Source organism: Actinoalloteichus caeruleus, assembly GCF_049311605.1.
Taxonomy (GTDB): domain Bacteria; phylum Actinomycetota; class Actinomycetes; order Mycobacteriales; family Pseudonocardiaceae; genus Actinoalloteichus_B; species Actinoalloteichus_B caeruleus.
Genome location: NZ_CP186005.1, coordinates 2,830,338 through 2,845,598 on the forward strand (window position 1 = coordinate 2,830,338; position 15,261 = coordinate 2,845,598).

General features: G+C 71.1%; 11 protein-coding genes. 3 read left to right on the forward strand and 8 right to left on the reverse strand.

Annotated elements, in window-relative coordinates; all coding sequences use genetic code 11:
• The first annotated feature begins 60 nt into the window (after window positions 1-60).
• Both ACOJVX_RS11970 and ACOJVX_RS11975 read left to right on the forward strand, forming a co-directional pair.
• A complete protein-coding gene (locus tag ACOJVX_RS11970; RefSeq protein ID WP_422647534.1) occupies window positions 61-2,952 on the forward strand; it encodes an AAA family ATPase in 2,892 nt (963 codons plus the stop codon).
• Window positions 2,949-5,402, forward strand: a complete 2,454-nt coding sequence (locus ACOJVX_RS11975) for a right-handed parallel beta-helix repeat-containing protein (RefSeq protein WP_026420315.1) — start codon at window positions 2,949-2,951, stop codon at window positions 5,400-5,402. Before ACOJVX_RS11970 ends, ACOJVX_RS11975 begins: the two co-directional genes overlap by 4 nt.
• On the opposite strand, the gene ACOJVX_RS11980 is transcribed toward ACOJVX_RS11975, so the two are convergent.
• From ACOJVX_RS11980 to ACOJVX_RS11990, 3 genes are read right to left on the reverse strand one after another with little or no spacing between them, the layout of a single operon-like run.
• The gene (locus ACOJVX_RS11980) at window positions 5,395-6,192 is read right to left on the reverse strand and encodes an ABC transporter permease (RefSeq protein ID WP_103056893.1); all 798 of its coding nucleotides are present in this window, start codon (window positions 6,190-6,192) and stop codon (window positions 5,395-5,397) included. The genes ACOJVX_RS11975 and ACOJVX_RS11980 overlap by 8 nt on opposite strands.
• Entirely contained in the window at window positions 6,189-7,124 is a 936-nt protein-coding gene (locus tag ACOJVX_RS11985) for an ABC transporter ATP-binding protein (protein ID WP_103056892.1), read from the reverse strand. Before ACOJVX_RS11985 ends, ACOJVX_RS11980 begins: the two co-directional genes overlap by 4 nt.
• Window positions 7,121-7,492: a hypothetical protein gene (locus tag ACOJVX_RS11990; RefSeq protein WP_016697890.1), complete on the reverse strand. Its 372-nt coding sequence runs from the start codon at window positions 7,490-7,492 to the stop codon at window positions 7,121-7,123. The genes ACOJVX_RS11985 and ACOJVX_RS11990 overlap by 4 nt, the downstream gene beginning before the upstream one ends.
• Window positions 7,493-7,960: 468 nt before the next feature.
• Between ACOJVX_RS11990 and ACOJVX_RS11995 the strand changes: the two genes are divergently transcribed.
• Window positions 7,961-8,368, forward strand: coding sequence for a GntR family transcriptional regulator (locus ACOJVX_RS11995; protein ID WP_103056891.1), 408 nt, complete (start codon window positions 7,961-7,963; stop codon window positions 8,366-8,368).
• 229 nt (window positions 8,369-8,597) lie between these two features.
• Here ACOJVX_RS11995 and ACOJVX_RS12000 read toward each other — a convergent pair whose 3' ends face one another.
• The 5 genes from ACOJVX_RS12000 to ACOJVX_RS12020 form a co-directional block, all read right to left on the reverse strand.
• Window positions 8,598-9,851 carry a cation:proton antiporter gene (locus ACOJVX_RS12000; protein ID WP_103056890.1) on the reverse strand — a complete coding sequence of 418 codons (1,254 nt, stop codon included), beginning with the start codon at window positions 9,849-9,851 and terminating at the stop codon, window positions 8,598-8,600.
• Between the two features lie 126 nt (window positions 9,852-9,977).
• Window positions 9,978-10,535, reverse strand: a complete 558-nt coding sequence (locus ACOJVX_RS12005) for a flavin reductase family protein (RefSeq protein WP_016697893.1) — start codon at window positions 10,533-10,535, stop codon at window positions 9,978-9,980.
• 51 nt (window positions 10,536-10,586) lie between these two features.
• On the reverse strand, window positions 10,587-12,134 hold the full coding sequence (locus ACOJVX_RS12010) for a tryptophan halogenase family protein (protein WP_103056889.1): 1,548 nt from the start codon (window positions 12,132-12,134) through the stop codon (window positions 10,587-10,589).
• Between the two features lie 790 nt (window positions 12,135-12,924).
• Entirely contained in the window at window positions 12,925-13,947 is a 1,023-nt protein-coding gene (locus tag ACOJVX_RS12015) for a class I SAM-dependent methyltransferase (RefSeq protein ID WP_103056887.1), read from the reverse strand.
• A gap of 119 nt (window positions 13,948-14,066) precedes the next feature.
• Window positions 14,067-15,197: a branched-chain amino acid aminotransferase gene (locus ACOJVX_RS12020; protein WP_422647535.1), complete on the reverse strand. Its 1,131-nt coding sequence runs from the start codon at window positions 15,195-15,197 to the stop codon at window positions 14,067-14,069.
• Window positions 15,198-15,261 lie beyond the last annotated feature (64 nt).

The window sequence follows — 15,261 nt, forward strand, 5'->3', positions numbered from 1 at the left end:
TCACCGGAGACGATCGAGGTGATTGGTGAGAGAAGGCTTATGGGTCGGAGAGTCGCGACCGTGATCGGAAGAAGGCACCACCTCCAGGTCCTCACCGCGCTGGTGGACACCGCCGAGAACTTCGGTTCGTCGCTGCTGCTCCGTGGCGACACCGGCGCCGGGAAGACCACCCTCGTCGAGACCGCCCGTCGGGTGTGGACGAGACAGGGGGCACGTGTGCTCACGGTCGACACAGCCCAGCCCAGCCAGCCGCTCACCTTGGACCTCGTGATCGAATCCCTACGTGACCAGCTGGATCATGTCACAGACCCCGAGTTCGCGGAGCGGGTAGCGGCGGCCGCGCGGATGCGGGACCGACTCCGCCATTCGACGGAGCCCCAGCTGTTGGCGCTGGTCCACACGATCAGTGTCGCGCTGAGCCGACTCGTCGCGATCCAGCGGACCGTGCTGGTGGTCGACGACGCGCACCGGGTGAGTTCCGTCACCAGGCCCGCCTTCGCGCTCCTCCTCCAGAACGCCAGGGCCGCCGGGTGCGCCGTCGTCGTCACCACCGGCCTCCGAAGCGCCGGATGTTCCTTCCTCCACCAGCTCGTGGCCACCGCCGACGACATCCTCGACGTCGAGCCGCTGGACGGGGAGGACGCCCACCAACTGCTGGCCCGCGCGCTGCCCGTGGACCAGGTCGCCGTCGACCCCGGCCTGGAGGGTGCGCTGCGCACCGCGCTGGGCGGGCTCTACGGCAACCCGGGGACCGTGCTGACCACCGTCCGTTCCCTCGCCGAGGGTGGGCGACTGCGGATGATCGACGACCACCTCTGCCTGGTGCGGCCCGAGGAGACCATCCGCCTCGACGAGGACCACGAACTGACCACCCGCGTCCGCGCCGCCGGCGCGGACGCCGAGGCGCTGGCCGCCACCGCGGCCACCGTTCCCGGACTCCGGGTGGACGACCTGCCGGTGATCAGCGAGGTCATCGGTACGGACCTCGACTCGGCCGGGCACGCGCTGGACCGTCTCGTCGGCGACGGTGTGCTCCGGTTGGACGCGGCGGGACGGCTGGCCTTCCCCGTGCCGGCGCTCGCGGCGACGCTGCGCTGGCGCGGCGGACCCGAGGCCGCCCGCGAACGGCACCGGTCCTTCGCGGAGGTCCTCCGCCGCCGGTCCCGCCGTGGCATCGCCGTCGACCGGGCGCGACTGGCGGACCACGTCGCCGCGGCCGGCCCGGCGCTACCGTGGCCCGACGCGGCCGACCTGCTGGTGACCGAGGCCGACTCCCGGCGGAACAGCCAACCGCTGTCGGCGATGACGTGGTACGCGGCCGCCCTGCGCCGGCTCACCGCCACCGACCCCCGGTGGTGGCACGTCTTCCGGTGGGTGACCCGCCTCCAGTTCGGACTGGGGCACTACGACGCCGTGTCCGCCACCACCCGGGCCGCGCTGCCCCTGCTGCGCGGCCTGGTGGGGGCCAGCACCGGGAGCGGCGACCGGGTGGCGCGGCCGGGCGCCTCCGGCGGGGCCGACGACCTGTTCGACATCTCGATCCGGTGGCTCTTCGCCGCCATGCAGCAGCAGCGCGTCGACGACGTGGACGAGGTGTTGTCCCTCCTGGAGGAGGTGTGGGGTGACACGTCCTGGGGGCCGCGCATCGCCCGGTCCTGCGCGCTGATGCTGCGTGGACGGCTCCAGGCCGCCGTCGAGGTCGAACGGCGGGCCCTGCGCACCAGCGGGGAACTCGCCGGGGACCACGGGACCGGGGAGCTCGTCATCACCGGCCTGGAGGCGATGGCCTTGACCACCGCGCTGGCCGGCGACCGCCGTTCCTTCGAATGGGCGTGGGGTCGCCTGCGGGAGGACAGGGGAGCGGACGGTCAGGACGTGCCGACCCGGGACCACCTGCGGGACTCCGCCCTCCTCGTCGACTACACCACGGCCTTCGGCCTGGTCCTCGGCGACCGGTACGCGCCGCCGGTCGACGGACCGCTGCCCGGCTACCAACTGCTCCTCTCCCACTACTGGTCAGGCGAGTGGGACGCCGCGCTGTCACTGGCGAGGAGCCTGGAGGCGGCCGCGGACGGCGAGGACACCCCACCCCTGCACCTCGTCCGCGTGTTCGCCGCCGAGATGTGCTCGGAACGCGGCGAGTTCGACCGGGCCTGGGCCTGGCTGGAACGGATCCCCGCCACGACGGTCTGCGGCCACTACCTGGCCTGGGTCCGGTGTGGTCTGCTGCACCGGACCGGGGACACCGTGGCCGCCGACGTCGTCGGGTGGCAGAACTACCACCGCCACCGGCGGGCTGGATACCTGGCGTTGGCCCCGTTGCTCACCCGGCTGACGGACCAGGCCAGTCGCCAGGGCGACGAGGACGGTGCCCGGCGCGGGCTCGCCGAGCTGGAACGGCTCGACGACGAGGTCGGCTCGCCCGGGAGCAGGCAGTCGGTGCTGCTGATGCGCGGCCTGGTGGAGGGCGACGTGGCGGCCCTCGACGAGGGCCTGCGGATGGCGCGGGCACGGGGCGACCAGCCGTCGGTGGCTCGGGCCCTGCTCATCAAGGCGGGCGCCGCGCCCGACCAACGTCGGTGGCTGCGGGAGTTCCACCAGGTGTGCGAGCGGCTGCACGGCGACGGCGGCCGGGGCCACCTGGTCGAACTGATGCGGGGCATGGGTCTGTCGCCGGTCCGGGTCCGCGCCCGCCGCCCCGACTTCTCCGACCTCGAGCTGCGCATCATCGACCTCGTGAGCGACGGGCGGACCAACCGGCAGATCGCGGTGACCGTCGGCGTCAGCGAGAAGACGGTGGAGAGCCGGCTGACCAGGTTGTTCTCCCGCACGGGGTGCCGCTCCCGTACCGAACTGGCGGCGGCCAGGATCGAGGGCCGCCTGTCCGGCGGCCCCGACCCCCGCACCGACCACCCGTCCACACCACGGCTTGGAGAGGCAGTACCCACATGACCGGGCAGCTCATCAGTGTCTCGGCGGTCGAGCCCGGACAGCACCGGTCGCTCGCCGGTGCCCTGGCCACCGCGCCCGACGGCGCCGTCATCAGCGTCGGCCCCGGCCGGTACACGGAGGCACTGGTCGTCACCCGGCAGGTGACGATCACGGCGGAGGACGGCCCCGGCACGGTCGAGATCCTCTCCGAGACGGGAACACCGCTGAACCTGCTCGCCCCGGTCACCCTCTCCGGCCTCACCGTCCGCTCCACCGACCAGGAGGCCCCCGCCCTCATCAGCCAGGAAGGGCGGAGCACCATCACGGAATGCGAGATCAGCGCCCAGGGCTGGGCCGCCCTGGTCGCGCACGAACGCGGCGCCGTGAACCTGGCGGACAGCCGGGTGACCAACCCCGGTGGCGCCGGTGTCGTCATCACCGCATCCGTGCGCAGCCAACTGCGCCAGTGCCGTTTCGAGGACCTGGGCACCTCGGCCGTCGTCGTCGCCCAACGCGGGCGGCTCTCCGTGTCCGGGTGCCACATCGCCAGGGTCGCCGGCAACGGGATCTGCCTCAACGGTGACGCGAGCGTCGCCGTCAGCGACACCGTGATCGCCGGCGCGGCCAAACCGGCGGTCGCCGTCGAGGAGGGGGCCAGCGCGGACCTGCGCCGGGTCACCGTCCGCGAGTCGGAGGGCGTCGGCTTCTACCTGGCGACCACCGGCTCCGTCAGCGTGGACGACTGCCAGGCCGAGCGGACGGCCGAGGGCCTGCTCGTCTCCCAGCGCACCACCGCCACGCTCAGCCAGTTCCGGGTGTCCAACGCCCGGGAGCACGGCCTCCGCGCCGCCGGCCAGTCGACCCTGACCGTGCGGGGCTGCGTCATCACCGACGTGGGCGGCGCCGGGGTGCTGCTCACCGACGGCTCCACCCTGGACGCGGAGGAACTGGTGGTGTCCACCCCGGCCGGTGCCGGGGTCGGCGTGCACGCCGAGGGGACCACGGCGAGCCTGACCCGGCTGCGAGTGCGCGACTCCGGCGGCAACGCCGTCGAGGTGGTCGAGGGCGCCACCGCCGAACTCACCCGCATGGAGGTCGAACGCTGCGGCGCCGCCGCCGTCCTGGTCGCGGAGAACGCGAAGGTCGGTGTCGACGGCGGCAGCGTCCAGGGCGCCAGGACGTCGGGGCTGGCCGTCACCAAGGGCGGCACCGCCGCGTTCACGGGCTGCGACGTCTACGGGTCCGGTGGGGACGGCGTGTTCGTCGGCAAGGGCGGCCGGGTGGTGATGAGCGGCTCCCGGAGCCGGGGCAGCGGCGGCCACGGGGTGCAGGTCACCGCCGAGGGCAGCGCGGAACTGACCGGCTGCGAGTTCACCGACAACGGCAGCGACGGCGTCCACGTCCAGACCGCCGAGCCCGTCACGGTCCGGGACTGCGTCACCCGGGGCAACACCGGAGCCGGGCTCCGCCGGTTGTTGGCCGACGCGCGGCTCACGGTCACCTCGCTGACCAGCGAGCGCAACGGGTTCCCCGACGCCTACCTGACCGCGGGAGAGGGCGGCGCGGCCGCCGCCCCCGCACCGGGGGCAGCCAGCCAGCCGGCCCACGCCGAGACCGCCAACGGGAACGGGGGTGACAGCCTCAGCGCTCCCCTCGCCGAACTCCACGGCCTGGTCGGCCTGGAAGGCGTCAAGCGGGACGTGACCGGCCTGGTCAACCTGAACCGGATGGCGAAACGCCGGCAGGAGGCGGGCCTCTCGGTTCCCCCGATGAGCCGCCACCTCGTCTTCGCCGGTGCCCCGGGAACCGGCAAGACCACGGTGGGCCGGCTCTACGGCGCGATCCTCGCCGAACTCGGCGTGCTCACCTCGGGGCACCTCGTCGAGGTCGCCAGGGCCGACCTGGTCGCCCAGATCATCGGTGGCACCGCGATCAAGACGACCGAGGCGTTCACCAAGGCGCTGGGCGGCGTCCTCTTCATCGACGAGGCCTACACGCTCAGCGCGCAGAGCGGCGGAACCGGCCCGGACTTCGGCCGCGAGGCCATCGACACCATCGTGAAGCTGATGGAGGACCACCGCAGCGAGGTCGTCGTCATCGTCGCCGGCTACTCGAAGGAGATGCGGGAGTTCCTCGCCTCCAACCCGGGGCTGGAGTCCCGGTTCACCCGCACCATCGAGTTCGAGAACTACGACGCCGACGAGATGGTCACGATCATCCGCCAGCAGTGCGAACGGCACGACTACCAGCTCGACCACGACGCGGCGGTGGTGCTCCGCGACTACTTCGAGGTGCTGCCCAAGGACGCCACCTTCGGCAACGGTCGCACCGCCCGCAAGACCTTCGAGCACATGGTGGACCGGCAGGCTTCCCGGTTGGCGGTCACCTCGGACGCCTCGACCTCCGACCTGACCAAGCTGACCGTGGCGGACCTGGACTTCCTGAAGCCCGCCGGTCAGCCCGTCACGTGACGTCCCGCCGCAGCGGCACCGCGACCGCGAGGGCGGCCGCGACGATCGCGTAGCCGGCGAGCACGAGGGCGCCCAGCGGCGCGGACAGCAGGGTGCTGGACGAGCCGCTGGTCTGCTCGGCGATGGCGTCGGCGAGGTAGGTGAACCCGGTCAGTGACGCCGTCGCCCCACCCGGGAGGTAGGGGTAGACGGCGTTGATGCCGGGCACTGCCAGCAGCACCAGCTCCACCATGTAGAGGTAGCCGACCACGGCGGCCAACGCCGCGATCTGGTTGCGGATGAGCGCGCCGAACCCGACTCCGATGACCATGAACGCGGCCATCGCCAACGCCAGGCGAACCAGCAGCTCCGCCACCGTCGCACCCGGGAGCCCGAGGGTGATGTCCCGTGCCGCCGCCCCGCCGTACAGCGCCGCCCCGGCCGTGCCCGCCACGATCGCGCCGTAGCAGAGCCCGGCGACCGCGAAGGTGATCAGCTTCGCCACCAGGACCCGCCACCGACGGGGTTCGAACAGGAAGGTGAAGGAGATGGTGCGGTGCCGGTACTCGGAGGTCACGGCGAGCGTGCCGAGCGCTGCCGGCACGAACACGGTGAAGGACAACATGCCGAGGAGGCTGCGGACCCCCTCCTCGGTGTCCAGCCCCGGCATCGGAGGATCGAAGTTCTCCGGCCCCAACAGGGTCAACCCGCCGATCATGACGCCGCCGCAGACGAGGGCGCCGATGAGTGCTCCGAGCCAGAGCCGCGAGGACAGCAGACGCGTGGTTTCCGCGATGATCAGCCGGTTCACCGGACACTCTCCCTGGGGTCCGAGGTCAGTCGCAGGAAGACCTGTTCGAGGGTGGATCGTTCTGGTGTCAACTCGTGCACCCGGAGCCGGTGGTCGGCGGCGAGGTCCGCGATCTGGGCGGTGGTGAGTCCCTCGACCCGGAGCGCACCGGCTTCGAGCCGCTCGACCGAGGTGGCGCGCGTCCCCTGGACGGACTCCGCGCGCAACGCCTCGGCAAGGCGTTCGTCGTCCGGTGAGCGGACGACGACGGCCGCCGTCGCGGCCGAGGACAGTTCGGCCATGGTTCCGGAGGCCACCAGTTCCCCCCGGCGCACCACGACGACCTCGTCCACGACCTGCTCGACCTCGCTGAGCACGTGGCTTGACACCAGGACGGTGCGCCCCTGGTCGGCGAGGCCCTTCAGGAAGGAGCGCAACCAGGCGATGCCCTCCGGGTCGAGCCCGTTGCTGGGCTCGTCCAGCAGCAGCACTCGCGCGTCCCCGAGGAGCGCCGTGGCCAGGTTCAACCGCTGCCGCATGCCCGTGGAGAAGCCCCGCGTCCTCCTGTCGGCGAACTCGCCGATGCCCAGCTGGTGGATGACCTCGTCGACGCGGTCGAGCGGGTAGCCACCCATCCGGCAGTACACGGCGAGGTGGTCGCGGGCGACGTGGCCCGGGTGGAAACTGGACGAGTCGAGGACCGCGCCGACGGTGCGGGAAGGGTGCGGCAGGTCCGCGTAGGGGCGGCCGCCGATGGTCGCGGTGCCCGAGGTCGGGGTGACCAGGCCGAGGATCATCCTCATGGTGGTCGTCTTCCCGGCCCCGTTCGGGCCGAGGAATCCGGTGACCACCCCTGGTTCGACGGTGAAGCTCAGGTCGTTGACCGCTGTGACGGAGCCGAAGCGTTTGGTCAGCTTGTCGACCTGGATCCGGAATTCGTCGTGCCTGGTCATCGGGTCGCCCCCCGTCGACGTTCGATGTCGTCGGCGACCGAGGCGGCGTCGGAGATGCTGACCATCACCTCGTCGATCTTCAGGCCGGCGTCGTACTTGTCCAGGATGATCCGCAGCGCCGGGGTGCCCCTGCGGACCGAGACGAGTTGCTGGACCCCGGTCCCGGTTCCCCACAGGCCGACCTTCATCACCCCGGTCACGAACATCCCCGCGCGGCGCGCCCCCTGCGTGGCCAGGGACTTCTCGAGGACCGCGACCTCCTTGACGGCGGAGAGCGGGATCGTCACCTTCTGTCGGGCCACCAGTGGGATCTCGGTGGCGTTGAACCTGACGACGATCTCGTCGTCCGAGACGGTCACGGAAGCCATGCTCGTCTCCTTTCCTGGGTCTGGCGCCGTGACGACGCCTTGTTCGGCGTGGGGTGCGGCGGGGTCAGCGTTCCGGCCCGCCGCCGGGTTGGGGGAGGGGTTCAGCTGATCGCGTGACGGTCGGCAGGTGCTCTTGTTGTCCTGTCCTGGCACCCGCCTCGGCTACCCTTCGTGCGTGGGCGCGTCGTCGGTGGTCGGTGGAGGGTTCGCGTTCCGGTCGTCCCAGGTGAGAGGGGTAGGCCGTGTGGGCCGCGTCCAAGTCCCTCGCGCCGGTGCTGACGGGTGCTGGCCCGCGCGGTGCCGGTGCCGCGCTGTGCCGTGCTGGTGCGGGTTCCGATGTCCAGTGCGGACCAGTCACCTCGGCGCCGACGGTGGCGCCTGTTCCCGCGCCGATCGCCCGGCCTTGCATGCTCTCCACCCCCAGCTGACTTTTTGTTCTATGAGATGTATACCAGCTAGAGTGATGCTGTGCACCTGAGTATCGACCTTGACAGCGAAGTCCCGATCTACCAGCAGATTCGGGACCGACTGGTGGAGGCCGTCGCCGATGGCCACCTGGGTGAGGGGGCGGCCCTGCCCTCCACGCGACAGCTCGCGAGCGACCTCGCGATCAATTTCCACACGGTCAACAAGGCGTATGACCTGCTCCGACGAGAAGGTGTCATCAGGGTCAACCGCAAGAGCGGGGCGGTCGTCCGACGGGACAGCCGCTCCGGCCCCGCGGATCCCCAGTTCGTGGAGGAGTGGCAACGGCGACTGCGGACCCTGCTCGCCGAGGCGGAGGTCCTGGGACTGAGCCAGGCCGAGGTGATCGAGCGTTGTTCCACCGTGCAGCGGTCCTTCGGACAGGCCAGGTCGGACACCCCACCCCGGTGAGCTCGGCCGTACCGCACGGCGGGTGGGCACGATCGGGGCGGTGACGCGCACCGGTGCGCCCGAGGCGCGGCCGGGACTGGGGCGGAAGGTGCACGCCCCGACCCGGAGAACGGTGCGGACGGCACGACCGGTACCGCGCGCCTCGACGCCGGCCCGCCGAGATGGCCCGCGTGAACGGACACGCGGCGGCGTTTCCGTGCCCACCGGCGGATCAGACGCCCGCGCGGTGCTAGACCCCGCCCGGCGCGTGGGAATGGCGCCGGGACCGGACGAGGAGTGACAACAGCGGCCCGGTCATCGCGGTCGTCACCACCGCCATGACCACCAGCACCAGGAACAGGCCAGGCGACAGGATGCCGGCCGCGTAACCAGCCTGGAGCACCACGATCTCAGTCAGTCCCCGCGTGTTCATCAGAACCCCGAAGGTGAGCGCATCAGCAGCGGGGAGGCGAGCCAACCGCGCCCCGAGGTACCCGCCGCCGATCTTGCCCAGCAGCGCCAGCCCGACCGCGAGCACGGTGGTACCCACGGGGAAGCCGCTCCCCGGACCGGTGAAGAGGTCCAGACCAGCGACGACGAAGAACACCGGGACAACGGTCCTGCCGGCCGCGGCCAGCCGACCAACGACCCGGTTCCACCCGCCGCCGTGGGGGACCGCGACACCGACGAGGAAGGCACCGACCACCGCGGTGAGCCCCCAATGCTCCAACAGCATCGCCGTCCCCAGCGCCACCAGGGCGAGGAGGACCGAGGACCACGTGGTGAACCGTGCCGCCCACGCCGACGCCCGCCCGGACCTCAACAGCGCCCGGCACCCCAGGGCAGTGGGGATGCCGACGGCCATGATCAGCGTCGATACCAGCGCACCACTCACCCCGCCCGCGGTCAGTCCGACGGCGACAGCGAGGAGCACCCACGCCACCACGTCGGTGACCACGGCCGCCGACAGGGCGAGGTCACCGACCAGGGTGCCGTTCATCCGCCGGTCGACCAGGATCCTGGCCAGTACCGGCACGGCGGTCACCGCCATGGCAGTCGCCACGAACAGCAGGAACGCCGACAGGGGAGCGTCGCCCCGGAGGTCGGCGTCACCGGTGGACGACACCCACCAAACCAGCAGCGAACCGGTCACCAACGCGGGGACAAGCGAGCCCGCGGTGGCCCACCCCACCGAGCCGGCCCGCAGTCCCCCTTCCTTCCTGCCCAGTTCGTGGACGATGCTGACCAGGAACAGCACCAGTCCAACCGTTCCGACCAGGTGCAGCACCTCCGCCACCGGACCCGGTAGCACGAGGTCGACGGCTCCCTGTCCCGCTACGGCGCCGATCACGGGAACGACCAGCAGACCAGCGGTGATCTCACCGATGACGCTGGGTTGGTGGAGCAGCGCGGCCAACCGGCGACCGAGAGCGGCCAACAGCAGGACCGCCGCCAGCGCGGCCGACACGTGCGACAACCGAACGAGCAGGTCCCAGACCGCCATCGGTAGATCTCCAGTCTCCGTGGAACGGGAACGTGAGCGGCGGGCACGGGGTCACGGCCGCACCGGCCACCCCGCACCAGCCCGCGCTGGCCGGCACCGCGGCGTCGGGGCACCGAGGCACGGCGCTCAGGTGGGCCCGGCGAGCACCGGCCAGGCCTCGTACCGGCGCAGACCGTAGAGCAGTGGCCGGCGCTCCGGTTCGCAGTGCACCGCCAGCACGTCACCCAGCACGACGACGTGGTCGCCCACCTGGTGGGTGCTGTGCACCGAGCAGTCCGCCACCGAGTCCGCGTCCCCCACGAGGTGGGGGCCGCCGGAACCGACCCCCACCGCCCAGCGGACCCGGCTGAAGCGGTCCGGGTCCCCCGACGCGAAGAGCTCGGCAACCGGCCGCGCCCTCGCCGACAGGAAGTTCACCGCGAAGGACCCCCGTTCGACCACGGTCGCCAGGGTCGGGCTCGCGGCCCGGAGGCAGACCAGGAGCACCGGAGGGTCGAGGGAGACGCTGCACACGGACGAGCAGGTCATCCCCGCCGGGGATCCCTCGGAGCCGGAGGTGACCACGGCGACCCCGGAGGGGAACCCGGACATCAGGGTCCGGAACGCATCCCTGTCCACCCCCTGCCGCCCGGGCAGGCCGGGCAGGCCGGACGAGGACATCGGCAGCGGCGGCGCGTCAGTCACGATGGGCTCCCTCTCGGCTCGGCTGGCGGCGCCATCTGTCGGCGGCACGGGTCAGTGGATCTGGGCGAAGTACTCGTACTGGCTGGGCAGCCGCTCCACCAGATCCTTGGCCTGGTGCTGGAGGAGCCGCATCTCCTTGCGTGCCGCGGTGTCATCCATGTGCGCCAGCGCGGGGGGCGCGCTCAGTGGGATGCCCCCGAGCCCCATCAACATGGAGACGTAGGAGTAGGCCTCGAAGCCGTGGTAGTGCGGGTAGATGTTCTCCGCGTCGGGCAGCTTGGTCCGCCACTGCTCGAGCCGTTCCCCCAGCCCGTCCGGGATGACGCGGGTCTTGGCGTCCCGCCAGTACTCGTTGTCGGCGCGCGCCGCCGCGCGGTAGTGGAGCACCAGGAACTCCCGCACGCCGTCCATCGCGTGGTTCACGGCGCGGTTGAACGAGGTCCGCAGTTGGGGGGACCAGTTCTGGTCGGGGAAGTGCTTGACCAGGTTCTCGATGTTGTTCTGGATGAAGAAGATGCCCGTCGACTCCAACGGCTCGACGAAACCGCTGGAGAGCCCGACCGCGACGCAGTTGTTGACCCACGAGTTGCGGCTGCGGCCGATCCGCATCCGGATGTGGTTCGCCTCCAACCCGTCGGCCTCCGGCCCGACGAACTCCCGCAGGTTGCGCTCGGCCTCCTCCGGCGAGCAGTAGTCGCTCGCGTACACGTACCCGGTGCCGATCCGGTCGAACAGCGGGATCGTCCAGATCCACCCGGCGTCCATCGCGCTGGCGGTGGTGCAGGGCCGCAGCCCCTTCGTCGCCACGTCCACCGGAACCCTCAACGCCACCGCGCTGTCGTTGGGCAGGGTATCCTGGTACGACTCGAACGGCTCGCCCATGGCCTTGCCGAGCAGCAGGCTCCGGAATCCGGTGCAGTCGATGAACAGGTCACCGTGCACGTCACCCCGCTCCTTGGTCCGGACGTGGCTTATCCAGCCCCGCTCGTCGAGCACCACGTCCTCGACGTGGTCCACGACGTGGCGGACTCCCCGGTCCGTGCCGTACTCGGTCAGGTAGTCCGCGAGCAGCGCCGCGTCGAAGTGGTACGCGTACGGGAACTGGGTGCTCTGCTCGGACAACGTGGTGCGGTACATCCGCCCGCCGGACTCCAGGTCCAACTCCGGCTCGAACAGGCGGTGGTCCAGGAACCGGGGGGACTTCTTGGCGTCCGCGAGGGAGGAGACGAGGAAGACGTCCTTGTCGAAGCGATCCGAGACCGGCTCGTGGAGCCACCAGTCGCTGAGGGGGAAGCCGTCCACCACCCGCAGCCGTTCGAACGGGTGGTAGAAGTGGTGGCCCTTCTCCCGCCAGTTCTCGAAGCGGATGCCCAGCTTGTACGTCGCGTTGCACCGAGGCATCCAGTCCGTCTCCCGGAGACCCAGGTAGTCGAAGAACTGCTGAACGGTGCTGAAGGTCGCCTCGCCCACCCCGATCGTGCTGACACGGGGGGATTCGACGACGGTCACGTCGATGCGGTCGGCGAAGGCGGCCTTCAGGTAGGACGCCGACATCCAGCCGGCCGTTCCTCCGCCCACGATCACGACGCTCCTGAGCATCTGCTTGTCCTTTCGTTGTCGGAATCCGTGTTCCTGAGGTCGTCATCCGCCAACGCGCAATTTCGAGGCGGCGCGAGTGATCACTGCTCAATGCGGAACGCGTGCCTGCCCAGGCTGGGGCGGCAGGAGAATCCGAGACGGTCAACCCGTTTCTGTTGGTGGACAGTATTGCCAGGGGTGGTGCGGCCGGCAACCCTGTTGAGTGTGGCTTAAAATGCCGTGGTCACCATGGGATACGTCGCCGCGAGCGAGTGCCGGGGTTCGGCTCCCGAAATTGCTCGAGTGTCGGCTTTCAGTGATCGGAACGTCGCTATCCGTGTCAATTCCCTGGTCGTGCCATCCCTCGCCGAACCGCTTCTGGTCACGTTCGCACCCCGGCTGGCGAATTTGTGGAGAAGTAGCGGAAAAGGAGGGGAGTGCGGCGGAAACCGCCGTGGTGGACCGGTGCCGGCGGCGTTTGCGGGTGGTCGCGGCAGCCGAGGCGCCCACCGGTCGGGCCCCGGGCGAAGGTAGTCCGGGGAGAGCGCGGAGGTCTGTTGGGAAGCGGCCCAGCCGGACACGATCACCTGCGGGTCACGGACCGGAACCGGGCACCCGCCTCCTGGCGCGCACGGGGGTGGCTGCCGCCCACGCGGGGGAGCCGGCACCGCGTCCACCAGTCCTGGAGCGCCACGTCGGACACCGTTCCCGAGACCGGCCGCCAACGTCGAACGGGGTGGTGCACCGGCGAGAACCGGTGCACCACCCCGTCTTCCGACCGGCCGCGATGGACGCGTACCGGCCCGAGGCGTCAGGCCTTGGTGGCCTTGAACAGGCGGCCCGTCGGGAAGCGGTGCGGCAGGCACTCGACCGACGAGAAGCCCGCGTCGGACAGCTTGGCGGTCCACTCCTCCTCGGTGAGGAGACGACGACGCATGAACTGCTTGTGGTAGTAGCTCACGATTGCGCTGAACCGCCGCTCCCGCGTGTTCTTCACGTACGGCACGGCGTCGGTGATCGCCATCATGCCACCCGACCGCAGGCCCTCCCGGCAGTTGGCGAGCACGGCGTCGGCGACCTGCTCCTCGTCGGGCATCATGTCGTGGAAGACGAAGCCCGCGTGCACCACGTCAGCACCCTGCACCGGCGTGGGGTCCTCAGCGACCGACTGGATCGGTGCCTCGATGACGGTGAGCCGGTCGGCCACGCCAGCGCGCTCGGCCGCCAGGACGGCCTCCTCGCAGGACGGGCCGTCCAGGTCCAGTGCCACCGCCGTGGTCTCCGGAAGCTGGAGCATGATCTCGATCAGCAGCCGGGCGGTGCCGGCACCCAGGTCAACGACCCGGGAGGGACGGGCGTCGAGGATCGTCTGCAGGGCGACCGGGTAGAAGCCCTTCGACCCCATCCACTCCGAGGACACCGCGACCTGCCGGCCGTCCCGGGGGTACTTCGCCCTCGAGTCCAGCGGAGCGCGCAGGAACTCCACGGCGTTGTTCACGAACGGGCGGTTGGCGTTCATCGCCCAGGACAGGTAGCCCGCCTCGTACTGGATCTGGTCGAAGTCGTCGGCGACCCGGAGGCTGCCCTCCTCGCTGGACGAGTCCACCATGATGCCGGCGGAGGACATCGCCTCCAGGTAGTTGGCCACGCCCTCCTCGGGGAGGTCCAGCTCGGCCGCCAACTTCGCGGCGGTGACGCTCTGCCCCTGGTCGATGTAGGGAAGCAGACCGAGGCGGTCCCCGATCTCGAGCAGGGCCGCCGCGCCTGCCGCGTCGGCCGCGGTCTCCCGGAGGCTCGCCGCGTTGCTGGTCTGTGCCTGGTCAGCGGTAGACATCTCTTGTTTCCTTTCGCGGGCGGACCCGGGACGTGACCGGGGCTTTCCCTCGGGTTGGTGCGGTTATCGGTGGGCGTCGCGTCTCCACGGCACGTGCTTCCCGGGAGGCGACGAGGTGATCAGCCGACCGGCAGGACCCAGCCGTGCCGGTCGGGGACCAGTCCGTGTTGGATGTCGAGCAGTGCGGTTCGCAGCCGGGTGGCGATCGGTCCCGGACGTCCCCCGTTGACCGCCCAGTCACCGGACGCGGAGCGGACGGTCCCGACGGGCGTCACCACGGCGGCCGTACCGCAGGCGAAGACCTCGCGCAGTGAGCCGTCGCCCGCCCACCCGCGCCACTCCGCCACGCTGACCGGTTCCTCGGACGTGGGGTAGCCGAGATCCCTGGCGATCGTGATCAGCGAGTCCCGGGTCATGCCCGGCAGGATCGTGCCGCCCAGCGGGGGCGTCAGCAGGCGGGGCGAGTCCTCGGGGCCCACGGCGAAGAACAGGTTCATCCCGCCCATCTCCTCGACCCAGCGCCGCTCCACCGCGTCCAACCACACGACCTGGTCGCAGCCCCGGTCCCTCGCCTGCTCCTGCGCGAGCAGGCTCGCGGCGTAGTTGCCGGGAGTCTTGGCCTCGCCGGTGCCACCCGGTGCGGCCCGCACGTAGTCCTCGCAGATCCAGACGGTCCTGGGCCGGAGTTCGCCGGGGAAGAAGTTGTCGGTGACGAAGGCGATCAGCAGGAAGAGGTATTCACGGGCCGGGCGCAGGTCCAGGTCCGCCTCGGTCGCCATCAGGACCGGGCGCAGGTAGAGGCTCTTGCCGACCTCGCTGGGCACCCAGTCCCGGTCGGCGCGCACCAGTTCCACCAGGGCGTCGGTGAACAGCTCCGTTGGCATCTCCGGCATCGCCAGCCTGGCCGCCGACCGCTGGAGGCGTCTGGCCGCCGCGTCGGGGCGGAAGATCCCGACCTCACCGTCGGCGAGCGAGTACGCCTTCAGCCCCTCGAACACGATCTGCCCGTAGTGCACCCCCACCGTCGCCGGATCGATCTCCAGGCCGCGGTACGGGCTGACCCGGGCGTCGTGCCAGCCGGTGCCCTCGGTCCACCGGATCGTCACCATGTGTTCGGTGAGCACCCGGCCGAACCCCGGACTGCGCATGCGCTCGTCCCGAGCGGCCGCGTCGAGGCGCTCGGCCGGGGGCACGTGGGCGGTCTCGAACGGCAGGGACACGGGGGCGGAGGTCGGTGTTGGCTGGTTCATCTGTCTCCCAGGACGAGTGGGCGTCGAGGCGGGCCGACGCGGGAGGTGGCGGTTCCGCTCGGGT

What these genes read in the sequence shown, in the direction of transcription:
- ACOJVX_RS11975 (WP_026420315.1), top strand. Translation starts at nt 2,949, where the DNA reads ATGACCGGGCAGCTCATCAGTGTCTCGGCGGTCGAGCCCGGACAGCAC.
- ACOJVX_RS11985 (WP_103056892.1), bottom strand. Translation starts at nt 7,124, where the DNA reads ATGACCAGGCACGACGAATTCCGGATCCAGGTCGACAAGCTGACCAAA.
- ACOJVX_RS11990 (WP_016697890.1), bottom strand. Translation starts at nt 7,492, where the DNA reads ATGGCTTCCGTGACCGTCTCGGACGACGAGATCGTCGTCAGGTTCAAC.
- ACOJVX_RS12000 (WP_103056890.1), bottom strand. Translation starts at nt 9,851, where the DNA reads ATGGCGGTCTGGGACCTGCTCGTTCGGTTGTCGCACGTGTCGGCCGCG.
- ACOJVX_RS12010 (WP_103056889.1), bottom strand. Translation starts at nt 12,134, where the DNA reads ATGCTCAGGAGCGTCGTGATCGTGGGCGGAGGAACGGCCGGCTGGATG.
- ACOJVX_RS12015 (WP_103056887.1), bottom strand. Translation starts at nt 13,947, where the DNA reads ATGTCTACCGCTGACCAGGCACAGACCAGCAACGCGGCGAGCCTCCGG.
- ACOJVX_RS12020 (WP_422647535.1), bottom strand. Translation starts at nt 15,197, where the DNA reads ATGAACCAGCCAACACCGACCTCCGCCCCCGTGTCCCTGCCGTTCGAG.